Annotated in this window: 19 protein-coding genes and 1 tRNA gene; 7 read left to right on the top strand and 13 right to left on the bottom strand. The window is 60.7% G+C overall.

The window, feature by feature from the left end; translation table 11 throughout:
- Positions 1–694: 694 nt before the first annotated feature.
- Entirely contained in the window at positions 695–1,411 is a 717-nt protein-coding gene (locus HJB83_RS32280) for a hypothetical protein (RefSeq protein ID WP_221159809.1), read from the bottom strand.
- A gap of 34 nt (positions 1,412–1,445) precedes the next feature.
- On the opposite strand from HJB83_RS32280, the gene HJB83_RS32275 reads away from it, so the two are divergent.
- On the top strand, positions 1,446–1,694 hold the full coding sequence (locus HJB83_RS32275; RefSeq protein ID WP_221159808.1) for a hypothetical protein: 249 nt from the start codon (positions 1,446–1,448) through the stop codon (positions 1,692–1,694).
- A gap of 563 nt (positions 1,695–2,257) precedes the next feature.
- Here HJB83_RS32275 and HJB83_RS32270 read toward each other — a convergent pair.
- Positions 2,258–2,333: transfer RNA gene (locus HJB83_RS32270), tRNA-Ala, on the bottom strand.
- Between the two features lie 150 nt (positions 2,334–2,483).
- A complete protein-coding gene (locus tag HJB83_RS32265; protein ID WP_207582396.1) occupies positions 2,484–2,867 on the bottom strand; it encodes a TIGR02300 family protein in 384 nt (127 codons plus the stop codon).
- A gap of 327 nt (positions 2,868–3,194) precedes the next feature.
- Between HJB83_RS32265 and cmk the strand changes: the two genes are divergently transcribed.
- Positions 3,195–3,842 carry a (d)CMP kinase gene (gene cmk / locus HJB83_RS32260; RefSeq protein WP_221133208.1) on the top strand — a complete coding sequence of 216 codons (648 nt, stop codon included), beginning with the start codon at positions 3,195–3,197 and terminating at the stop codon, positions 3,840–3,842.
- A 174-nt stretch (positions 3,843–4,016) separates the two neighbouring features.
- The gene (rpsA, locus tag HJB83_RS32255) at positions 4,017–5,720 is read left to right on the top strand and encodes a 30S ribosomal protein S1 (RefSeq protein WP_007634197.1); all 1,704 of its coding nucleotides are present in this window, start codon (positions 4,017–4,019) and stop codon (positions 5,718–5,720) included.
- Positions 5,721–5,899: 179 nt separating this feature from the next.
- Here rpsA and HJB83_RS32250 read toward each other — a convergent pair whose 3' ends face one another.
- The 3 genes from HJB83_RS32250 to HJB83_RS32240 all read right to left on the bottom strand — a co-directional run bounded on the left by HJB83_RS32250 (position 5,900) and on the right by HJB83_RS32240 (position 9,317).
- The gene (locus HJB83_RS32250) at positions 5,900–7,459 is read right to left on the bottom strand and encodes a hypothetical protein (RefSeq protein WP_207582394.1); all 1,560 of its coding nucleotides are present in this window, start codon (positions 7,457–7,459) and stop codon (positions 5,900–5,902) included.
- 230 nt (positions 7,460–7,689) lie between these two features.
- On the bottom strand, positions 7,690–8,316 hold the full coding sequence (locus tag HJB83_RS32245; protein ID WP_221116461.1) for a ribonuclease D: 627 nt from the start codon (positions 8,314–8,316) through the stop codon (positions 7,690–7,692).
- A gap of 191 nt (positions 8,317–8,507) precedes the next feature.
- Positions 8,508–9,317, bottom strand: a complete 810-nt coding sequence (locus tag HJB83_RS32240; RefSeq protein ID WP_221116459.1) for a MerR family transcriptional regulator — start codon at positions 9,315–9,317, stop codon at positions 8,508–8,510.
- A 169-nt stretch (positions 9,318–9,486) separates the two neighbouring features.
- On the opposite strand from HJB83_RS32240, the gene HJB83_RS32235 reads away from it, so the two are divergent.
- On the top strand, positions 9,487–10,767 hold the full coding sequence (locus tag HJB83_RS32235) for a 4-aminobutyrate--2-oxoglutarate transaminase (RefSeq protein ID WP_221116457.1): 1,281 nt from the start codon (positions 9,487–9,489) through the stop codon (positions 10,765–10,767).
- A 63-nt stretch (positions 10,768–10,830) separates the two neighbouring features.
- Complete coding sequence (locus tag HJB83_RS32230; protein ID WP_221133207.1) at positions 10,831–12,312, top strand: NAD-dependent succinate-semialdehyde dehydrogenase; 1,482 nt, start codon at positions 10,831–10,833, stop codon at positions 12,310–12,312.
- A 56-nt stretch (positions 12,313–12,368) separates the two neighbouring features.
- Here HJB83_RS32230 and HJB83_RS32225 read toward each other — a convergent pair whose 3' ends face one another.
- On the bottom strand, positions 12,369–12,578 hold the full coding sequence (locus HJB83_RS32225; RefSeq protein ID WP_164016000.1) for a SlyX family protein: 210 nt from the start codon (positions 12,576–12,578) through the stop codon (positions 12,369–12,371).
- A gap of 180 nt (positions 12,579–12,758) precedes the next feature.
- Between HJB83_RS32225 and uxaC the strand changes: the two genes are divergently transcribed.
- Entirely contained in the window at positions 12,759–14,174 is a 1,416-nt protein-coding gene (gene uxaC / locus HJB83_RS32220) for a glucuronate isomerase (protein WP_221133206.1), read from the top strand.
- Positions 14,171–15,628 carry a mannitol dehydrogenase family protein gene (locus HJB83_RS32215; protein WP_221133205.1) on the top strand — a complete coding sequence of 486 codons (1,458 nt, stop codon included), beginning with the start codon at positions 14,171–14,173 and terminating at the stop codon, positions 15,626–15,628. Before uxaC ends, HJB83_RS32215 begins: the two co-directional genes overlap by 4 nt.
- A 64-nt stretch (positions 15,629–15,692) precedes the next feature.
- Here the strand turns inward: HJB83_RS32215 and HJB83_RS32210 are convergent, their stop codons facing one another.
- From HJB83_RS32210 to HJB83_RS32185, 6 genes are all read right to left on the bottom strand, one after another.
- A complete protein-coding gene (locus tag HJB83_RS32210) occupies positions 15,693–18,143 on the bottom strand; it encodes an FAD-dependent oxidoreductase (protein WP_221133204.1) in 2,451 nt (816 codons plus the stop codon).
- Positions 18,140–19,018, bottom strand: a complete 879-nt coding sequence (locus tag HJB83_RS32205) for a phosphotransferase (protein ID WP_221133203.1) — start codon at positions 19,016–19,018, stop codon at positions 18,140–18,142. Before HJB83_RS32205 ends, HJB83_RS32210 begins: the two co-directional genes overlap by 4 nt.
- Positions 19,019–19,170: 152 nt before the next feature.
- The gene (locus tag HJB83_RS32200; RefSeq protein ID WP_207582385.1) at positions 19,171–20,247 is read right to left on the bottom strand and encodes an ABC transporter ATP-binding protein; all 1,077 of its coding nucleotides are present in this window, start codon (positions 20,245–20,247) and stop codon (positions 19,171–19,173) included.
- A 31-nt stretch (positions 20,248–20,278) separates the two neighbouring features.
- Positions 20,279–21,352: a Gfo/Idh/MocA family protein gene (locus HJB83_RS32195; protein WP_207582384.1), complete on the bottom strand. Its 1,074-nt coding sequence runs from the start codon at positions 21,350–21,352 to the stop codon at positions 20,279–20,281.
- A gap of 23 nt (positions 21,353–21,375) precedes the next feature.
- Positions 21,376–22,263: a carbohydrate ABC transporter permease gene (locus tag HJB83_RS32190; protein ID WP_405049021.1), complete on the bottom strand. Its 888-nt coding sequence runs from the start codon at positions 22,261–22,263 to the stop codon at positions 21,376–21,378.
- Positions 22,256–23,215: a carbohydrate ABC transporter permease gene (locus HJB83_RS32185; protein WP_207582383.1), complete on the bottom strand. Its 960-nt coding sequence runs from the start codon at positions 23,213–23,215 to the stop codon at positions 22,256–22,258. Before HJB83_RS32185 ends, HJB83_RS32190 begins: the two co-directional genes overlap by 8 nt.
- Position 23,216: the final 1 nt, after the last annotated feature.

The following is a 23,216-nucleotide window of genomic DNA, read 5'->3' as shown; positions in this document are numbered from 1 at the left end:
CCAGCCTCCTGCTCACGCAGCACACCGATGATCTGCTCTTCTGTAAATCTCTGCTTCTTCATTCGTCCGTCCTTCGTAAGGCCGGACTCTAATCAATTCTGGAAGAAATTCGCAGTGGCAGGTCAGCGGCAGTAACGGCGGCAATTCCGACCGTTTGGTTCTTATCACGGCAGGTACGAGATGCAGAAAAGCAACATCGGACTACAGTGGGCATCCAAACCCGCTCTACGTACATGCTGGCAAAGAAGGCGGCTGAAACTTCCGCGAACATAAAGGCGCAATGCGAGGAAACTCTTGGCCGTTGGCAAGACGCGAAACTACCTTTGAGCCTGGAGTCGCTCCGATATGTCATTGAACGTCTTAGATTTCTGCACGGCTTGGTAGACCGAACTGAGTTCGCCCGAGTGCAGACCGAGATAGAGTTTACTCACATTCGGCCCGAACAACTAACCTCCTCCATCGACGAAGCAATCAGCGACGTGGAGCACAATTTGGAGGAACTGCATATTGAGCGAGTTCCTATTGCTCGGGAGGCAGTTATCGGATCTTACGAAAACGCAATCATGTACCTTCAGCAAGTCCACGATGTCTGTGCCGATTTCATAACGGACTTTGACCGGATGACAGAACATTTGAGGTAGTCTTGCACACTTGGATATAGATGCCCCGACTGTTTTTTGCCTCACGGCGGGAGCTACGAGTCTTGCCGTTCGCCGAGCAATGCCATGCGCCAGAATTCGTTAGCATGATCGAGGAATATTTGCTCTTGTTCATCCAAGCTGGAGTTATCGCCGCTCACTGCAATTCGAGCGTCTTCCACGAAAGCCTTTGCGCAGTCGGTGAGCCGGAAGAGTTGGTTATAGATCGGCTTGGCATCCACATCGGTCATCAGCGAGTGAGCCATGAAAGTATCCCGGAATGCCTTCAGCGTCTTCAGGCCACCACGACCAAACTTCCCTTTAAAGGTTTCCGAGTAGTTCGCGGACACGCGCTCAAGCGCCTTCGAGCAATCTCGCTCGAACATGTCGGCGTAGCTCCGCGATTCGGGAAGCCAATTTCGCGCCCGAGCTTTAAGCTCTTTCTGGCATCGCTTCTGCCTAAGAAGCCGAATCGCTAGGGGAATTGACGCAACATCGCGGCTGTTTACAGGCCGATTTCTGTTTCCCACGTCATAGAGCCGCGCAAGGTGCATCGCGAGATCAAATGCCAAGCTCTGCATGATGGCGTTGAAGGCATGCGCACCGGGAAATGCTTTATCAGGCATGGTCGGAATGATGCTGTTTCCGGCTTCCATCGTGGCCTCGATGCGGATCGCATTAACGATGTTGCGGTACAGGATAGGCATCATTCTATCCAGCCGGGCCATCGCATCAATCGTTGAAAGCAGAACGAGTTTCTTCTTCTTTGCCATATATAATGTCCTGATTCCGAGGTGGGAAACAATCGTGACTTTAACCGGCAGTTCGAAGGAAATGGAAGAACAGGCGCGGATGCTGTCAGATAGCGAGCTTGCCGAACTCGCTTGGATGAATGATAGCCCCCAAGCGTTGAAAGCTCGCGGGGAGATCGCCCGGCGCACAACTGAATCGGGAAAGATAATGCTCTTGTGGGCAAAGATCGCTGCTTGGGCGGGGATAATTGCCGCCATGCTGGCTTTGGTTGCCATCGGCGTCACCGTAATGATGGCACTATAAGGAAGGCCCGCCGATCTTCGCCCCTACTGTTCAGGGGGCATGGACCTTATGGCCTCATTGTCCATGCCGACCAGGGCCACACCAGAAAAGAACAGAAACACGCTCGCAGGTATGCCCGCCATAATGTCGTGGAGCCCTACCCAGTCCTCAGGTGATGAAAACCAAGTGGTATCACGCCTCTCAATGACATGGAGATACAAGTAGAGCGCAGCATCCAGAACTGATACCGGTTCCCAAACGCCATTCTGCAGATAAAGCAGTACTTGGAACCCGCCGATCACTGCTCCTGCACAAGCCAGTAGCAGTCCTATGAACCCGCTCAAGCCCATCGTGATTTCCCCAATCCCAAAGGCATAATAGTCTGCCTATCTTTTGCGAGACTGCCCATACACTGGTGCCGAAGATAGGAAGAAAAATTAGTTGCGACATGTCGCATAGTTTCGGGCGTATTCCAGCAGATTTCAGGGATGCTCGATTGCTACCCATCGCGCTACCCATACGTTGGTTCGCGGACCTTGACCTTAGCGATCTGGCCGCAACACGTTGATATAATTCTGGAAATTTGGTGGAGCTAAGCGGGATCGAACCGCTGACCTCTTGCATGCCATGCAAGCGCTCTCCCAGCTGAGCTATAGCCCCATCAAGGTGGTCCGGCTCAGGGCCGGTCCTGGGATACTCCTCAAGGCGTGCCCTTCGGAGTGGCGGCTTATTACTTCCGGTTTTCGGAGATAGCAAGCCTAAAAAATCCGGCCCGGAGAATTTTTTCCTCACCGGGCCGAAATGCAGTGGTCAGACTTCGTCGTCGTCGCCGGTCACGCCGATGATGTCGCTCATGTCATCGTCGTCATCGTCTTCGTCGGGTGTGAGGAAGGTATCGTCGTCGTCATCGCCTTCGATTTCGACATCGTCATCGCCGATATCGGGGATGTCGTCGCCGCTTGCGGCCTCATCGGCATCTTCCAGCGAAACCAGTTCGACTTCGGTGTTTTCAGTATCGACTTCCGCGACCTCGTCTTCCTCGGCAACCTCGGCGATCGCCGAGGTTTCCTGGAAGAAGGACAGGGGGTAGGACTTGCCGGTATAAGGAGAAACGACCGGATCCCGGTTCAGATCATAAAACTTCTTGCCGGTTTCCGGATCGGTACGCTTGGTTCCAAGTTCCGCTTTCGCCACTATAAGCCTCGTGAGAATGGCCGAATGCGAGATTCGGCAAATGCCGATCAAGCCGGCGTTCCATCGGAATTTATAAGCCGGTCCCCTTAATCGCTGTGGCTTCCCATGTCAAAGCCAAACTTTATGATCAGAGCGCAGGCTATTTCCGCCGCCGCCGGATGACCGGCCGGCGGGTGTATGGTAACGAGCCGCGGCAGCCGCAGAACGTAGCGAAGATTGTCGCCGAAAAGGACGGCCTTGCGAAAGAAATGCTATGCGTTTACAAATGATTACGCCATGCTTGGCTCCAGCCAGAGCCTGTAAGCCCGCTGCTCCAGGATTGATCACATGACAACGAAGACCTTCACCATCGCCATCGATGGCCCGGCGGCGGCCGGCAAGGGTACGCTTTCGCGCCGCATCGCCGAGCGATACGGCTTCCATCATCTGGATACCGGCCTGACCTATCGCGCCACAGCCAAGGCGCTGCTCGACGCCGGCCTGCCGCTCGACGACGAGGCGGTGGCGGAAAAGATCGCGCGGGAGGTTGAACTCGCTGGATTGGATCGCGATATACTTTCCAAACATGAGATCGGCGAAGCCGCCTCGAAGATTGCCGTGATGCCGGCGGTGCGCCGGGCGCTGGTCGAGGCGCAGCGGCGGTTTTCGATAAAGGCGCCGGGAACCGTGCTCGACGGGCGTGATATCGGCACGGTCGTCTGCCCGGATGCGCCTATCAAACTCTATGTAACGGCGACGCCGGAGGTCCGTGCAAGACGCCGTTACGACGAGATCCTCGGCAAGGGGGCGACGGCCGATTTCGATGCGATTTTCGAAGACGTCAAACGGCGCGACGAACGCGACATGGGACGGGCCGACAGCCCTTTGAAACCAGCTGATGATGCGCACTTGCTTGATACGTCGGAAATGAGTATAGAGGCCGCGTTTCAAGCTGCACAATCGATCATCGATGCGGTCTTGAGCCGAAATGCCTAAATTGAAGCGATTTTGCATGCTCAGGAGCATGGATCGCTGTTAATGCAGCCTGAAATTCCGTCCAAGCGCCGGATTGCCCTCGTGAAAGAGGGCGGACTGGGTTCAGGCCCGTTCAACGCAAACCAACCGGCGCGTACGTGTCCGCTTCGCTATTCAGGACACGCAGGAGATTTTATGTCAGTAGCTACTCCCTCTCGCGAGGATTTCGCGGCCCTTCTCGAAGAGTCTTTTGCCAAGAACGATCTGGCCGAAGGCTATGTTACCAAGGGTATCGTCACGGGCATCGAAAAGGATGTCGCCGTTGTTGACGTCGGCCTGAAGGTCGAAGGCCGCATCGCGCTCAAGGAATTCGGCGCCCGCGCCAAGGACGGCCAGCTCAAGGTTGGCGATGAAGTCGAAGTTTACGTTGAGCGTATCGAAAACGCGCTCGGCGAAGCAGTTCTGTCGCGCGAGAAGGCTCGCCGCGAAGAAAGCTGGGTCAAGCTCGAAGCCAAGTTCGAAGCCGGCGAGCGCGTCGAAGGTGTGATCTTCAACCAGGTCAAGGGTGGCTTCACGGTCGACCTCGACGGTGCGATCGCCTTCCTGCCACGTTCGCAGGTCGATATCCGCCCGATCCGCGACGTCACTCCGCTGATGCATAACCCGCAGCCCTTCGAAATCCTCAAGATGGACAAGCGCCGCGGCAACATCGTGGTTTCGCGCCGTACGGTTCTGGAAGAGTCCCGTGCCGAGCAGCGTTCTGAAATCGTTCAGAACCTCGAAGAAGGCCAGGTTGTCGACGGCGTTGTCAAGAACATCACCGATTACGGTGCGTTCGTCGACCTCGGCGGCATCGACGGCCTGCTGCACGTCACCGACATGGCATGGCGCCGTGTGAACCATCCGTCGGAAATCCTGAACATCGGCCAGCAGGTCAAGGTTCAGATCATCCGCATCAACCAGGAAACCCATCGCATCTCGCTCGGCATGAAGCAGCTCGAGAGCGATCCGTGGGATGGCATCCAGGCCAAGTATCCGGAAGGCAAGAAGATTTCCGGTACCGTTACGAATATCACCGACTACGGTGCGTTCGTCGAGCTGGAGCCGGGCATCGAAGGCCTGATCCATATCTCGGAAATGTCCTGGACCAAGAAGAACGTTCACCCCGGCAAGATCCTGTCGACCACCCAGGAAGTCGAAGTCGTCGTTCTCGAAGTCGATCCGTCCAAGCGCCGTATCTCGCTCGGCCTCAAGCAGACGCTGGAAAACCCGTGGGCAGCATTCGCCCGCAGCCATCCGGCCGGCACTGAAGTCGAAGGCGAAGTCAAGAACAAGACCGAATTCGGCCTGTTCATCGGCCTCGACGGCGATGTCGACGGCATGGTGCACCTCTCCGACCTCGACTGGAACCGTCCGGGCGAACAGGTCATCGAGGAGTTCAACAAGGGTGACGTCGTCAAGGCCGTCGTTCTCGACGTCGATGTCGAGAAGGAACGCATCTCGCTCGGCATCAAGCAGCTCGGCAAGGATGCAGTCGGCGACGCCGCTGCATCAGGCGACCTGCGCAAGAATGCAGTCGTTTCCTGCGAAGTCATCGCAGTCAACGATGGCGGCGTTGAAGTGAAGCTCGTCAACCACGAGGACATCACTTCCTTCATCCGCCGCGCTGACCTTGCCCGCGACCGCGACGAACAGCGCCCTGAGCGCTTCTCGGTCGGCCAGGTCTTCGACGCCCGCGTCACCAACTTCTCCAAGAAGGACCGCAAGATCATGCTGTCCATCAAGGCTCTGGAGATTGCGGAAGAGAAGGAAGCCGTTGCCCAGTTCGGTTCGTCCGACAGCGGCGCTTCGCTCGGCGACATCCTGGGCGCAGCCCTGAAGAACCGCGGCGGCGAATAAGCCTCGCATCCGCCTTTTGAATTGAAGAACCCGCCGGAGCGATCCGGCGGGTTCTTCATTTTCGGGCTAGAGCGCGTCGCATCAAAGTTGATCCAGCGCGGCGCTTTGGTCCTTGGTTTTTATGCATTTCGTTATCCCGGAACCGCTGCATGCTTCCTGATGACTTGGATTATGGAAATTTATTCCCAGCCGACCATGCGCTGATAGAGCGCATAAACAGGGTCTTCGGCCGCGCCTGGCTGATGTGGCGTCGGCTCGGAATCAATCATCCTCGGCGTCCTGCGCTCAGGTGCCGCGTTGGCAGCTTCCAGATCGGGCGTGGCATCCCCGCTGCCCGATTGCGCCTGCTGCTGATCCTCCTGCTGCTGGTCTGGCGGTGCCCCATCGTGGTGGTGCTGATGCTGGTGGCTCGTTTCACCGGCCTTCTCGTTCGACGGAACATCCTTGGCGAACTGATAAGGCAGCTGCGTATAGGCAAGCCCCTCCGGCATTCTTGCGGCCAGCGGCAGATAGGACGCCTCGGCCGTCTCGGAAATCGGCATCATTGGCGGTGGCGCGGCGATCTCTTTCGGCTGACGGGCAGCCGCAGTCACGATCTCGGTATCCATCGGCGAAGGGTGAAGCGCTGCGGACTGGCGCGCATCCGGTGCTGCGAACTCCGCCGGCTGCCTGGTCAAGGTTTCGGTCGCATCGCTGATGACGGCTTCGTCGAGGATCACATCGATCTCAACGGCCGCCTCGACGGGACCATCCTCCACGACGGCTTCAATATCCTGCTCGCCGATGATGGTGACAATCATCGCGGAGACCTCTTCGGTCATCGAAGCGACAATTCCTGCCCAGTTCCTGGGAATGACGGGATCGCCCTTTTCCAACACCGCGCGAGGCTGGATGGCAGACGCCTCCGGCGTTTCCCGCGCGTCCTCGGTCGCTGTGGCTTCGGTCGGCAAGGCCGGCGCGGCTTCGATCTCCTGCGGCGCGGATTTTTCCGGGGCGACCTCGCTTGCCGCCGCCGACGCGGACTGAGCCCGGTTTTGAGGCTGCTGCGTTTCCGGATCTTCTGCGTCCACGGCCTCGGCGACGACCACTTCCTCGGCGGTCGCCAGAGCCGCGGCCTCGATCAGCAAACTGGCCGGCGCGGATAGCTTGTCTGCCGGCTGGCGCGTGGCGGCAGACCCACGATCCTCATGAAGTTGGATCTCAGGACGAGCTTCGGCGCGCATCGGCGAAGCGTCGTTCTGGCCGTAGGAGCGGACGACGGCGCGGGCGGCGAGATCGCGATCCTTGTAGCGGACGATTTCCAGATAGGCGACGATGCGGGCTGCTTCCGGGCCTGTGGGGTTCTTCAGGGCTGCGGCGATCATCCGGAGCGGCAGGCTATGGCCCTCTGCGGTGAATTGGCGCTCGACCTCGTCGATCCTGAGAGCCGGCAGCCGCTGGATGGCATCGGCGAGCCGGGAGGCGAAGGCAAGATTGGTCTCGTCCTCGCCGCGATCCAGCGAGATCGCGCGGCCGGCGGCATCGATGGCATCGAAAAGGGCTTCGACCATGCGCTCACGCGCGGCAAGGAGCAGGATATTGAGCTTGCCGGCAATGGCGGAATTCAGGTCGGCGGCTTCGACGGGATTGACAGGCGCCGGCGCAATCACAGAACGGCCGAGGCCGCCGGCGACGATCGCCGCAGTCTGGCCTTGGGACGAAAAGCTTGCATTGGACGCTGCACGAACGGGAGTCAACATGGCATGCTCCTTTCGCAAAGTGACGATGAAAGCAGGCTCTATAAAAGGACCGCGCTCATCCGGCCCCCTTGCATCCCAGCAGATCCTCCTGTCCGCATGACGCAATAGCCGCGTCATCGAAATGCATAAACATTAATGGGAATTTTAGGAAAGAGGCGTTAACGAATCGCTAACGCCGCGGACACGCCAGTCCACGGCCTTTGTCTGTCTGCGTGTCGCAGGCAATTTAATCAGCTGTGGGCGAAGATATCGGCCTCTTCCCAGCCGAGCAGGTCGAGCTTGGCGCGGGTCGGCAGGAATGCAAAGCAGGCCGTCGCATGGTCGAACCGGCCGTCGCGAAGCAGGCGTTCCGTCAGCTTGTCGCGCAACGCGTGCAGATAGAGCACATCGGACGCGGCATATTCGAGCTGGGCTTGAGATAGCGGCTCGGCCGCCCAATCGGAAGATTGCTGCGCCTTGGAGACATCAACGTCGAGCATCTCCTTGAGATTATCCTTGAGCCCGTGGCGATCGGTATAGGTCCGGATCAGGCGCGAGGCGATCTTGGTGCAGAACACCGGCGTCGTCGTGACGCCGAAAGTATGGAAGAGCACGGCAATATCGAAGCGGCCGTAATGAAAGATCTTCTGATGGGTGGGATCTTCGAGCAGGGCGACGAGATTGGGGGCCTCTTTCTGGCCGGCGGCGATACGGATGACGTCGGCGGTGCCGTTACCCGGCGAAAGCTGGACGACGCAGAGCCGATCCCGGCGCGGCACCAAGCCGAGCGTTTCGGTGTCGATGGCGATTGCGCCGGTGTAACGGGCGGCATCGGCCGCGGAAATATCGCCTTCGTGATAACGTATGGTGGCGGCCATGAGACAATCTTTCGTTCGAACGTATCCCCTACAGCGTCCTTTGCGCGACATTTCAGACGCGCAAAGGACGCTGTAGCACTTTGAAGTGCTGAATAATTTTATCCTTAAATTGATGCCGATCTAAGGAATTATGCAGTAGCGCTATAGCGCAAAGGCAGAAAAGGCGAAACCGCTTTCCTGCTGCGGGCAGCTCAGAATGTCGGCGGCGTGTTGATCCAGAGAAGCACGGTTTCGCCGTCGTGGCGGTTGCGCCAGGAATGATAGCGGCGGCTTTCGAAATAGAGCGAATCGCCCGGACCGAGATCGAAAAACTGATCGCTATCGAGCACCAGTTCGAGCCGGCCGGCCAGGACATGCATGAATTCCTCGCCCTCGTGACGATAGGCGCCCTCGCTGGCCGCCCCCGGCGCCAGCACGAAACGATGACAATCCATCATCCTGCGGCCTTCGGCGAGCAACTGCACCGCGACTCCAGGCGTTGTTTCAGGCCAGGTGCGCCACGCCCCGGCACGCACCACAGCCGATCCCTCCTCGCTTTCCTCGCCTGAAAGGCGCGAGACGGTAGTGCCATAATACTCGGCGAGGTCATGTAGGGTCTTGAAGCTCACGCCCTGCGAAGTGCGCTCCAGCGTCGAGAGCGTCGAAGCGGTGATGCCGATGTCGCCAGCCACCTGATCGAGCGTCTTGCCCGCGGCATGGCGCAGGCTGCGCAGCTTGCGGCCAAGGCCGGCGCCCTGGCTTGCCTCCGCACCATCGGCCGGAGGCTCCTCCCCTTCCAACGCCTCACGGATTGCCGCGGGATTGAGGCCACGCTCGACACGAAACCAAGAGATGCGCTTCAACCGCGCCACATCGTCGGCGCTGTATTGCCGATGGCCGGTTTCCGAACGGCCAGGAACCAAAAGGCCCTGGCTTTCCCAGAGGCGCAGCGTCGAGGCCGAAACGCCCGCCAGCCTTGCGGCCTCCGCCACCTTGTAGCGCACAGGTCCGCTATCGTTCATCCAGAAACATCCCGATTCCAATCGCTGCGAGCATTCATCAAAACGCGTGATGTTTGAAGCAAAAAATCCCGCTTGTTTTCTTGCAGGAAAAATGTAGGAGTTTTCTACATAGCTTGCAGAACTTCTGCAAGATAATTCCAGCCCCCCTTTCAGCGCAGGAGCACATCCGATGAACGCGACAAGCCTTACCGACCGGAAGAACGCCGCCATCTCCCGCGGCGTCGGCATGACGACCCAGATTTATGCCGATCGCGCAGAAAATGCCGAGATCTGGGACAAGGAAGGCCGCCGCTACATCGATTTCGCCGCTGGCATCGCCGTTCTCAACACCGGCCACCGCCATCCGCGGGTGATCGCCGCAGTCAAGGATCAGCTCGACCGCTTCACCCATACCTGCCATCAGGTGGTGCCCTACGAAAGCTACGTGCACCTCGCCGAACGGCTGAACGTGCTGCTGCCTGGTGATTTCGAGAAGAAGACGATTTTTGTTACGACGGGTGCCGAAGCGGTCGAGAACGCCGTCAAGATCGCGCGTGCCGCCACCGGACGCTCGGCCGTCATCGCCTTCGGCGGCGGCTTCCATGGCCGCACTTTCATGGGCATGGCGCTGACCGGCAAGGTGGTGCCCTACAAGGTGGGCTTCGGCGCAATGCCCGGCGATGTGTTCCATATTCCTTTCCCGGTCGAGCTGCACGGCGTCACCGCCGATCAGTCGCTCGCAGCCCTGAAGAAGCTTTTCGCCGCCGATGTTGATCCGCAGCGCGTCGCCGCCATCATCATCGAGCCGGTGCAGGGCGAAGGCGGTTTCTACTCCGCACCCGCCGCCTTCATGAAGGCGTTGCGCGAACTCTGCGACCAGCACGGCATCCTCTTGATCGCCGACGAGGTGCAGACCGGTTTTGCCCGCACCGGCAGGATGTTCGCAATGGATCATCACGAGGTGGCGCCGGACCTGACGACGATGGCAAAGAGCCTTGCTGGCGGCTTTCCGCTCGCCGCCGTCACCGGCCGCGCCGAAATCATGGATGCGCCGGGACCGGGCGGGCTCGGCGGCACCTATGGCGGCAATCCGCTCGGGATCGCTGCCGCCCACGCCGTGCTTGACGTCATCAAGGACGAAGATCTCTGCGGCCGCGCCAACCAGCTTGGCGGACGGCTGAAGCAGCGGCTGGAATCGCTGCGCGAGACGGTGCCCGAGATCGTCGATATCCGCGGACCGGGCTTCATGAACGCCGTCGAATTCAACGACCGGACGACGGGATTGCCAAGTGCGGAATTCGCCAATCGGGTGCGGCTGATCGCGCTCGACAAGTGCCTGATCCTGCTCACCTGCGGCATCCATGGCAACGTCATCCGTTTCCTCGCGCCGATCACCATCCAGGATGAGGTTTTCGGCGAGGCGCTCGACATTCTCGAGGCCTCGATGCTGGAAGCGAGTTCGACCAAGTGACGCGACAGGAACCGGATTTCGACGGCCGTCGGCAACCGGCGGCCGCTCCCAAGGAGATATGAGATGGCTTTTACCACCGCCCTGACCAGACACGTTCCCTTCTCTTCGCCCTTCCTGCGCGCTGCCGGCTATATCAACGGCGTCTGGACATCAGGCGATACCGCAAAGACCTTCGACGTGCTCAACCCGGCAACGGGCGAGCTGCTCGCCTCGCTGCCCGATATGGGTACTGAAGAAACGCGGGCGGCGATCGATGCGGCGCATACCGCCCAGCCGGGCTGGGCTGCCCGTCCGGCCAAGGAGCGCAGCGCCATCCTGCGCAAATGGTTCGACCTGATGGTCGCCAATGCCGACGCGCTCGCCGCGATCCTGACCGCCGAAATGGGCAAGCCCTTCCCGGAAGCGCGCGGTGAGATCCTTTATGCCGCCGCCTATATCGAATGGTATGCCGAAGAGGCCAAGCGCATCTACGGCGAGACGATCCCCGCGCCTTCCGACGACAAACGGATGATCGTCATCAGGCAGCCGGTCGGCGTCGTCGGCACGATCACGCCGTGGAATTTCCCGGCAGCGATGATCACCCGCAAGATAGCGCCGGCACTTGCCGTCGGCTGCACGGTGGTGTCGAAGCCCGCCGAGCAGACGCCGCTGACGGCAATTGCGCTTGCCGTGCTCGCCGAACAGGCGGGTATTCCGGCCGGCGTCTTCAACCTCGTCGTCGGCGTCGACGGCCCGGCGATCGGCCGCGAGCTCTGCGGCAATGACAAGGTGCGCAAGATCAGCTTCACCGGCTCGACGGAGGTCGGCCGCATCCTGATGCGGCAGTGCGCCGACCAGATCAAGAAGGTGAGCCTGGAGCTCGGCGGCAACGCGCCCTTCATCGTCTTCGACGATGCCGATCTCGACGCCGCCGTCGAGGGCGCGATCGCCTCCAAATATCGCAATGCCGGCCAGACTTGCGTCTGCGCCAACCGCCTCTACATTCAGTCGAACGTCTATGACGCCTTTGCGGCCAAGCTTGCTGCGAAGGTCGCCGAAATGTCGGTCGGCGACGGATTCAAGCCGGGCGTCATGATCGGGCCGCTGATCGACGAGCAGGGTCTTGCCAAGGTGGAAGACCATGTCGGCGACGCGCTTGCAAAGGGCGCCAAGGTGCTGACCGGCGGCAAGCGCATCGACAGCGCCGGCACCTTTTTCACGCCGACGGTGCTGACCGGCGTCGCCCGCGGCATGAAGGTGGCCCGCGAAGAAACGTTTGGCCCGGTGGCGCCGCTCTTCCGCTTCGAGACGGTCGAGGATGTCGTAGCTGAGGCCAATGACACGGAATTCGGCCTGGCCGCCTATTTCTATGCCGGCGATCTGAAGAAGGTCTGGCGCGTGGCGGAAGCACTGGAATACGGCATGATCGGCATCAATACCGGCATCATGTCGTCCGAGACCGCGCCCTTTGGCGGCATCAAGCAATCGGGCCTTGGCCGCGAGGGCTCGCGGCACGGCGCCGACGATTATCTCGAAATGAAATATCTCTGCATCGGCGGCGTCTGATCAGCCAGCCAAGGAAATCCGGCACGCGGTATCCGCCGCGTACCGGCAGCGCGCCGTCAATAATGCGGCGGGCGGGTAATTGCCGGCGCGTCCAGCGACTGCTCCTCGAGCGACAGGAAACGTTCCGTCAGCCGGTCGAGCTTGGTGCGCATCTGCTCCACGATCTTCCATTGCTCGGTCAGCTGATCGGAAAGCTCCTCTATCGTTTTTGCCTGATGGGCCAGCATTTCCTCCAGCCGGGTGATGCGGTTCGTCTCGTCGGACATCGATCCTCCTTTGCCGAAACCGGCAGAACAGATGGTTCTCCCAAAGCGGAAATAGGCCAGCGCGTCAATGCTTTCGATGGCTGGCGGAGCGATGCGCCAAACTGTACCGTTTGGTTACCAAAAGACCTTGCCGTGCCTGATGTTGTGGGGTAGGCCCTTATCCATCAGGGAGGAATACTGATGGATGCAGGAAACGGCTTTCTTCATCCGGACCGGCTCTTTCCGGCCGATCCGGCAACACGGACCATTGCGCGAGATCTCTACGAGACGGTGCGCAATCTTCCAATCGTCAGCCCGCACGGGCACACCGAACCCGCCTGGTTCGCCGACGACAAGCCCTTCGAAGACGCCGCCTCGCTGCTGGTCATTCCCGATCATTATCTCTTCCGGATGCTGCACAGCGTCGGCGTCACCTTGGACGAACTCGGCGTGCCGCGGCTCGATGGCAAGCCGGTGGCTGCGGGACGGGCGATCTGGCGGACCTTTGCCGCGCATTATCACCTCTTCCGCGGAACGCCTTCGAGCCTCTGGGTCGATCACGCGATGTCGGCCGTGCTCGGCTGCACCGAGCCGCTGACACCTGACAATGCCGATGCGCTCTACGACCATATCAATGCCCAGCTCGCCCTTCCCGAATTCCGTCCGCGGGCGCTGCATCAGCGATTCGGGATCGAAACGATCGCGACCACGGACGGCGCGCTCGACCCGCTGGTGCATCACCAGAAGCTGGCGGCGGACGGTTGGATCGGCAAGGTGCGCACCACCTACCGGCCGGACAGCGTCACCGATCCAGAAGCCGTCGGCTTCCGCGACAATCTGGTCAAATTCGGCGAGATCACCGGCACTGAGGTGACGCGCTGGGACGGACTGATCGAGGCGCATCGGCGCCGGCGCGCCTATTTCCGCCAATTCGGCGCCACCGCGACCGATCACGGTGTGCCCACAGCCTTCACCGCCGATCTGCCGCTTGCGGAAAAACAGGCGCTGCTCGACAAGGCGCTGAAGGGGCCGCTTTCGGCTGAAGACGCGGAGCTTTTCCGCGGCCAGATGATGACCGAGATGGCCGGGCTTTCGGCCGAAGACGGCATGGTGATGCAGATCCACGCCGGCTCGAAGCGCAATACCGACCGCAGGCTGTTTGCGACGCGCGGCCCGAATATGGGCGCCGATATCCCGACACCCACGGATTGGGTCGGCGGCCTGGATGCGCTGCTTTCGAAATACGGCCATGCGCCGGGCCTTCGGGTGCTGCTGTTCACGCTCGACGAGACGACCTATGCGCGCGAGATGGCGCCAATGGTCGGCCACTGGCCCTGCCTGATGATCGGCCCACCCTGGTGGTTCCACGACAGCCCGCTCGGCATTCGCCGCTATCTCGACCAGGTGGTGGAAACAGCAGGTTTCGCCAATATGGCCGGCTTCAACGACGATACGCGGGCGCTGCTTTCAATCCCGGCGCGGCATGACGTCTGGCGCCGCGAAGTCTGCGGCTTCCTCGCTGGGCTCGCCGCCGAGCATCGGATTTCCAAGAGGGAAGCCGAGATCGTTGCAGGCGAACTCTCCTATGGCAATGCAAAGAAGGCCTACAAGCTGTGACCGAACGACTGCAGACCCTTTCCGGCCTCGCCCCGACGGCGAAGCTTTCCGCCTATGACCGCAACCAGCTGAAAAGCGGCATTCTGCATCTGGGGCCTGGCGCGTTTTTCCGCGCGCATTTTGCGCCGTTTACGGATGGTGCGCTTGCAGCCGCAGGCGGCGACTGGGGTATCGAGGTGGCAAGCCTGCGCACGCCTGATGTCGCCGACAATCTGAGCGCCCAGAACGGGCTCTATACGACGCTGATCCGCGATACATCGGGCACGACGGCTGAGGTGATCGGTTCGATCCTGAAGGCGCATGTGGCGCCGCGCGATCCAGCCGGCCTGCTGGCGCGGCTCGAAGATCCCGCGATCCGCATCGTCAGCATGACGGTGACGGAAAAGGCCTATGGTTTCAATCCGGCAACCGGCGGCCTCGACCTCAAACATCCCGATATCGTCGCCGACCTCGCCAACCGGCATGCGCCGCGCGGCGTCATCGGCTATCTGGTGGAAGGCCTTGCACGCCGCCGGCAGAAGGGAATAGCCCCCTTTACGCCGCTGAGCTGCGACAACCTGCCGAGCAACGGCGCCGTTCTGAAACGCCTCGTGCTCGAATTCACCTCCCGCATCGATGCCGATCTGCATACCTGGATCGAAGCGAATGTGCCCTTCCCGTCGACGATGGTCGACCGCATCACGCCGGCGAGCACCGACGCGACCTATGCCGATGCCGAGCGGCTGACGGGCCGCACCGATTTGGCGGCGATCGAGACGGAGCCCTTTACGCAATGGGTCATCGAAGACCATTTCGCCAATGGCCGGCCGGCCTGGGAAAAGGTGCGCGGCGCACTGATGGTCGAAGACGTCTCGGCCTATGAGAAGATGAAGCTCAGGATGCTGAACGGCGCCCACTCGCTGCTCGCCTACCTCGGTTATATCGGCGGCTATGAATTCATCCGCGACGTGATGGATGATGAAGCCTTGGCAGCCCTTGCCTACCGCCATATGCATGCGGCGGCGAGAACGCTCGATCCGGTTCCCGGCATCGATCTCGACGACTATGCCAATGAATTGATAGCCCGCTTTGCAAACAAGGCGATCGCCCATCGAACCTATCAGATCGCCATGGACGGCACGCAGAAACTGCCGCAGCGGCTACTGGAACCGGCAAGCGAGGCGCTGGCGCATGGCGACAGGGCTGAAACCTACGCCATCGCCGTTGCGGCATGGATGCGCTATGCGATCGGCGAACACGGCAACGGCGATCGCTACGAACTACGCGATCCCCGTGCTCAGGAAATTGTCGCTTTGATCGCCGATGTCCCGCGCACCGGCCCGGCGATTTCGGCGGCGCTTTTCACCCTTCCCGGACTTTTCCCGGCGGCTTTGACCGGACACCGGGCTTGGACGCAGGATGTGTCGGACAAGCTGGAGATCCTGATCCAGGACGATCGGTTGCCGCTATTTTGAGCCTTTCCGACATAGGAGAGGGCGCGCCCTCTCGGAACGCTCGAGCGCACAGGAATTCGACCCGTCACGCCTTCACCCGCGCCATATCGGGATCGTAGAGCGGCGCCAGCGACACCTTGCAGGGGATGCGCTCCCGCGCGACATCGAGCTCATAAGTGCCGGAGAGGATGAAATCCTCCGTGACGCCGTCGGGGCTGCGGACATAACCGTAGCCGATCGGCTTGCCGAGCGTATAACCGAAGCCGCCGCTCGACAGCCAGCCGACGCGCTTACCGTCGCGATAGATCGTTTCGCGGCCGAGCAGCACGGTATCGGGATCGTCGGGAACGAAGCAGGCGAGGCGCTTCTTCACCCCATCCGCCAGCTGCCGCGCGATCGCCTCACGGCCGCGGAAGGCAATGTTCTTCTTGATCTTCACCGCCCAGCCGAGGCCGGCTTCGACCGGCGTATGGTCGGGACCGATATCGGACCCCCAGGCGCGATAACCCTTTTCCAGGCGGCAGCTCTCGATGGCGCGGTAGCCGGCATTGACGAGGCCGAGCTCGGCGCCGGCGGCCATCAACACGTCATAGACCGTGGTGGCATATTCAATCGGGATATGCAGTTCATAGCCGAGTTCGCCGACATAGGTGATGCGCAGCGCCCGCACCGGGCAACCCGATATGCCGACGGTTCTGACCTTGCCGAAGGGAAAGGCCGCATTCGAGACGTCGCTGCCGGTCACCTTTTCCAGCACGGCGCGGGCATTCGGCCCCATCAGCGACAGCACGGAATAGGCTGAGGTGACGTCGACCAGTTCGGCATGCATCTCCGCCGGAATATTGCGTGCGATCCAATTGAAGTCATGGGTGGCGAACCCGGTGCCGGTGACGATGTAATATTCGTCCTCGGCGATGCGGGCGACCGTCACGTCGCATTCGATGCCGCCCTTGTCGTTCAGCATTTGCGTGTAGACGAGCGATCCCACAGGCCTTGCGACATCGTTGGAGGCGATCCAGGAGAGTGCCGCCTCGGCATCCCTGCCCTTCAGCACGAATTTGGCGAATGAGGTTTGGTCGAAGATGACGGCCGCCTCGCGCACTGCCTTGTGCTCGCGGCCGACGGCGGCAAACCAGTTCTGGCGGCCATAACTATACACATCCCTTGGCTCCTCGTTGGCGAAAAGATCGGCAAACCAGTTCGGCCTCTCCCAGCCGAGCTTTTCACCGAAACAGGCGCCCTGCGCCTTCAGCCGGTCATAGAGCGGCGATTTGCGGCAGGGGCGGCCGCTCGAATGCTCCTCGAACGGCCAGGCCATGGTGTAGTGCTTGCCATAGGCTTCGAGCGTGCGCGTGCGCACCCAGTCGGTATCGAAATGCGGGCGGCCGAAACGGCGGATGTCGACCGGCCAGAGATCGTAGGGCGGCTCACCTTTCGTCACCCATTCGGCAAGCGCCATGCCGGCGCCGCCGGCCGAGGCGATGCCGAAGGCGTTGAAGCCGGCGCCGACGAAGAAATTCTTCAGCTCCGGCGCCTCGCCGAGAATGAAATTGCCATCCGGCGTGAAGCTTTCCGGGCCGTTCAGCAGCTGTTTGACGCCGACATTCTCCAGCGCCGGAACGCGGCCGAGCGCCTGTTCCATGATCGGCTCGAAGTGGTCGAAATTACTGTCCAGCAGCGTGTAGTGGAAACCTTCGGGGATCCCGTCTTTCGCCCAGGCAATGGGGTTCGGCTCGTAGCCGCCCATGACGATGCCGCCGACCTCCTCCTTGTAATAGGTCAGGCGATCGGGATCGCGCAGCGTCGGCAGATTGGAAGGCACGCCGAAGGATTCGGTGATGATGTATTGATGCTCGACGGAGACCAGCGGCACATTGACGCCGAAACGGGCAGCGACGGTGCGCGTCCATTGGCCGGCGCAGACGACGACGCGCTCGCATTCGATGCGCCCCTGCGCCGTGACGACGGCGCGGATCCTTCCGTTGTCGATCTCGAGATCGAGAACTTCGGTATCCTCGAAGATCGAAACACCAGACATGCGGGCGCCTTTCGCCAGCGCCTGAGTAATGTCGGAGGGATTGGCCTGGCCGTCGGTGGGAAGGAAAGCGGCCCCGACCAGATCATCGACCGTCATCAACGGCCAGAGATCGAAGGCTTCCTGCGGCGTCAGCAATTGCATTTCCAAGCCGAAGGAATGGGCGGTGGTCGCCTGGCGTCTGACCTCCGTCCAGCGCTCCTCGTTGCAGGCAAGCCGTAGGCCGCCATTCATCTTCCAGCCGGTGCCGAGGCCGGTTTCCTGCTCCAGCCGTTTGTAGAGATCGACGGAATAACCGAGAAGCTGGGTGATGTTGGCGCTGGTGCGCAACTGGCCAACGAGGCCGGCGGCATGGAAAGTGGTTCCCGAGGTGAGCTTCTTACGCTCCAAGAGGACGGTATCGGTCCAGCCGAGTTTGCCGAGATGATAGGCCGTCGAGCAGCCGATGATACCGCCGCCGATGACAACGGCTTTTGCCGTCTTCGGTAATTCCTTCGTCATTTATTGTCCTGCTCAAAAGCTTGATAGGCGCGTTCGAAGCGCGCGAGATTTTCGGCCGTATAGCCGGAATAGTCGAAATCGATGGTGGAATGGATTTCCGAAATCATGCTCCAGAGCGTCTCGCGCAGCAGCGAGGCGCATTTCATCGCGCCATAGCGCCGGCTGAGGTCATCGGTCAGCGGCCGGTCGAAATAGATCTCCAGCATCATGCGCTCGGCCGCATCAGCGAGTTCGTTGTTCGAGGCCAGTCCGCCGAGGTCGAACAGCGGCGTGTTGAAGCCGGCATAGTCCCAGTCGATCAGCCAGAGCCGCTTGCCGTCATCAAGAAAGTTGGCGGCCAGCAGGTCATTGTGGCCGAAGGCGATCTCGAACGGCCCTGCCGCTGCTTCCAGCGTCTCGGTCTTGCCGATCAGCGCCGACAGCAGCGGGAGATAGGCGCTGCCCGACGCCTTCAGATTGGCGGCGTAGTCGCGAATGACGTGGAAGACCCAGAAGATCATTGCCTGACCACGGAAATGCCTGGCGATATCGCAGTGGCAGGCACGGACCAAGGGGACGATCCGGGTCAGCATTTCCGGTGTCCTGACATCCTCCGGTGAAAGCGCCCGTGCCTCGATATATTCGAGCACCAGCACGCCGGGCGAATGGTGGATGACAGCGGGCGATATGCCGGCGGCATGGGCCGCACGGCTTGCGGCAAGCTCGTTCTGCCTGTTGATGTGGTGGATCGGAATATCGGTGCCGAGCCTCACCACGCAGCGCGCCACGGCATCGCTGACTAGGTAATTCCGGTTGGTAATGCCGCCGGATATCGGCGAAATCTCGATTGGGCCCTGCCAGATGCCAAGGGCATGAATCCTATCTTCAGGCGTCATGCTTGTCCCCCAGAGCATGATGCCGAAAAGTGTGAGCGGTTTTCGGACGACAGCATGCTCTAACTAATTAAGTTAGAACAGGATTCATCCTGTTCCAACGGCTCCATCCAGAAATGATGGGGCAGAGGGGGATCGGCTGTCAAGAAGGGCGGTTAGATCGTTTTGCCGGCGGCATCGAAGACGTGACAGCGGGCCGGATCGAAGGAAGTCTTCACATTGGCGCCGCGCTCGACCTTCTGCTGGCCGTCGAGCGCAACGGTCAGGAGCTGGCTATCGGGCGTCGTCGTGTAAAGCATGGTGGCGCCGCCGAGATTTTCGACGAGATCGATGTTGACGGTCGACAGTGCGATGGCGCCCTCGGCGAGGGAAAGATGCTCGGGACGGATGCCGAAGGTGACGTCCTGGCCAGCCTCGCCTTTCAGCCGGCGCGGCAGGCGAACCGAATTGCCGCAGACATGGATGCTGGTTTCAGCCTCGCCGACCTGCTCGATGCGGGCCTTGAGAAAGTTCATTTTCGGGCTGCCAATGAAACCGGCGACAAAGCGGTTGGCCGGGTTGTTGTAGAGATCGAGCGGCGCGCCGACCTGCTCGATGCGGCCGGAATTCAACACCACGATCTTGTCGGCCATCGTCATGGCTTCGACCTGGTCATGGGTGACATAGATCATGGTGTTACCCAGGCTGCGGTGCAGGCGGGAGATCTCGACGCGCATCTGCACGCGCAGTTCGGCATCGAGGTTCGACAGCGGTTCGTCGAACAGGAAGATCCGCGGTTCGCGCACGATGGCGCGGCCGATCGCAACACGCTGACGCTGACCGCCGGAGAGCGCTTTCGGCTTGCGCTCCAGCAGCTTCTCGATCTGCAGGATCTCGGCGGCACGCTTCACCTTCGGCTGGATATCGGTCTTCTTGTAACCCGCCGTCTCCAGGCCGAAGGCAAGGTTCTTGTAAACCGACATATGGGGATAGAGGGCATAGGACTGGAAAACCATGGCGATGCCACGTTTGGCGGGCGCCACCTCGTTCATGCGCTCGCTGTCGAGAAGCAGCGCGCCGGCGGTGATCTCCTCGAGACCGGCGATCATGCGCAGAAGGGTCGATTTTCCGCAGCCGGAGGGGCCGACGAAAACGACGAATTCGCCGGGATCGATCGTCAGGTCGATGCCATGGATCACATCCAGCGAGCCGTAGCGCTTCTCGACCTTCTGAAGAACGACACTGGTTGCCATCTTCTCAAAACCCTCTCGTTTTATTTATCGGTTACTTCGTTCTTGCGCGCCAATCGGCGTATTTCGGACTGTCAGGACCGACCGGCAGCGGCACGTCGGCGCCGCTGTCGGAAGACTGGTAAATGGCGGTCACCAGTTCCAGCGCGCGACGAGCATCCACCGTCGTCACCGGCAGCGGCCCCTGGCCGCTGAGGAAGGCGTGGAACTGGCCCATCTGGGTGGTGAAACGCGGCGCGACCGGCTGCCAGTCGGCAATCACCCGGTCGATCTTCTCCCGCACCTCGTCATTCGCAGCGATAATCTTCCAGGGATCCTTGCCTGGTGTGTAGGGTTCGTGGCTGCTTTCGAACGTGACGTTCTCGAAGTGCAGCCTTAGCCGGCTCAATTGTTCCTGCGAACCAAGCGTGCAGGACAGCGAGACAAAGGCGCCGTTTTCCATCAGCAGGCTGGCGGAGGCGCAATCCTCGACCTCGATATCGTTGACGCGGGTGGCGACACGGCCGAAGACCCTTGCTGCCGGGCCCATCAGATGCATCATCATGTCGTGCAGATGCAGCGCATGGGTAACGAGCACGCCGCCGAGTTCTGTCGCCCATTTGCCGCGCCAGGGAACGGCGTAATATTCCGGCTTGCGCAACCAGAAGGTTTCGACCGAAGCCGTATAGGCCTTGCCGGCAATGCCGGCATCGATGATCCGCTTGGCTTTCTGGATACCGTCGCCATAACGATATTGGAAGATCGGCATCAGTACGCCTTTGGCGGCTTTTTCCGCTTCCATGATGGTATCGACACCGGCCAGCGAGCCGGTCAGCGGCTTTTCGCAGACGACATGTTTGCCGGCGGCGAGCGCCGCGACCACCTGTTCCAGATGAATGCCGGGTGGGGTGCAGATATCGATGATGTCGATCGTGTCGTCGGCCAGCAGTTCTGCAAAAGAGGTGGTGCGGCGTTCGATACCGAACTCGTCGCCGACCGCCGACAAACGCTCTCCGTTCAGGTCGCAGATCGCCACGACCTTGAACTTGTCGGAATGCGGCAGGTAGCCTTCGACGATGTGGGAGCGGCCGATGCCGCAGCCGACGATCGCCACCGTCTTCATGCTCATGTCGCTTTTTCCCGCTATCGCCGTCAACGCTTCATGCCCGTCGTGGCGATGCCCTCGATCAGCAGACGCTGGAAGAACAGGAAGAAGAAGAATACCGGCACCAGCGTCAGGGTCGACATGGCGAACAAACCGCCCCAATCCGATGCGCTGGTGGAGTCCACGAAGGTCCGCAGGCCGAGCTGGATCGTATAGGTGTTCATGTCGTTCAGGTAGATCAGCGGACCGAAGAAATCGTCCCAGGTCCATATGAAGGAGAAGATGGCGGCCGTCGCCAGCACCGGCAGCGACAACGGCAACATGATCTTCCAATAGATGCGCCAGGCGCTGCAACCATCCATCATCGCCGCCTCGTCGAGTTCGCGCGGGATACCGCGGAAGAACTGCACCATCAGGAAGATGAAGAAGGCATCGCTTGCCAGGAACTTCGGCACGACAAGCGGCAGGATGGTGTTGACCCAGCCGAGATCGAGGAAGAGCACATATTGCGGGATCAGCGTCACGTGATAGGGGATCATCAGCGTGCCGAGCATGATCGCGAACCAGAAATTCCGGCCGACGAACCGCAGCCGCGCAAAGGCGAAGGCCGTCAGCGAACAGGCGATGACATTGCCCGTCACCACCAGCAGCGAAATGACCAGCGAATTCCAGAAGAACCGGCCGAAGCTGACATCGAGGCCGACCCAACCGCGCGCATAGGAGGAGAAATCGATCGACGACGGGATGAGCGAGGTCGACGAGAAGATCTCGGTTTCCGGCCTGACCGATGCCGAAACCATCCACAACAGAGGATAGAGCATCAGAAGCGATGCGGCGATCAGCAGGGCGTGGATGATGAGCGACGCCGGCAGACTGCGTTTGGTGATGTCCGATGGCGGCCTGGCCGCAGTGACGGAAGCGGTCATCTCAGTCATCGTAGTGCACCCAATAACGCGAGGTCAGGAAGGAGAAGGCAGTGAAGATCGCGATGATCACCACCAGGATCCAGGCGAGCGCCGAGGCATAGCCCATGCGGAAATTGCCGAAGGCTTCCTGATAGAGGTAGAGCGTGTAAAAGAGCGTCGAGTTGATCGGACCGCCCGTGCCGCCGGAGATGATGAAGGCGGGCGTGAAGGCCTTGAAGGCATCAATCGTCTGGACGACGGCGTTGAAGAAGATCACCGGCGTCAGAAGTGGCAGCGTGATCTTGTAGAATTGCCGGAATTTCGAGGCGCCGTCGAGGCTCGCGGCCTCATACATATCCTGCGGGATCTGGCGCAGGCCGGCCAGGAAGATGATCATCGGCGAGCCGAACTGCCAGACGGACAGCGCCACCAGCGTGTAGATCGAATAGTTCGGATGCGAGATCCAGCTCGGTCCCTCGATGCCGATCTGGGCAAGGGCCGCGTTGATGAGGCCGTCACTGGCGAAAAGCTGGCGCCAGAGCACGGCGATCGCCACGCTGCCACCCAGCAGTGAGGGGAGGTAGAAGATGGCGCGATAGATCGGCAGCCCACGCAGGCCGCGGTTCAGCGCCATGGCGACCAGCAAGGCGAAGGTCAGCTTGAACGGCACCGATAAGACGACATAAGTCAGGGTTACGTGCATGGCGGCCGAGAATTTCGGATCCGCCGTGGCGATGCGCACGTAATTCGCAGCCCCCACCCACCGCGGCGACTGGATCATGTCGAAGTCGGTGAAGGAAAGGTAGAGCGAAATCAGGGCCGGCCCGAGGGTCAACCCGAAAAAGCCGATGAGCCATGGCAAAAGGAAGAGATAGCCGGGAGCATTGGCATTCCAGAGACGCCGGAAGCGTCCTTCGGCCACGGCACCCTGATAGCTTTCCACTGATATGGCCCCTGCGGGCGTGCGCATCGCATTGCTCATA

This window comes from Rhizobium sp. NZLR11, assembly GCF_019685115.1.
Classification (GTDB): Bacteria; Pseudomonadota; Alphaproteobacteria; order Rhizobiales; family Rhizobiaceae; genus Rhizobium.
Note: the sequence above shows the minus strand (reverse complement) of the source record. Positions and strands in the feature narration are given on the sequence as shown.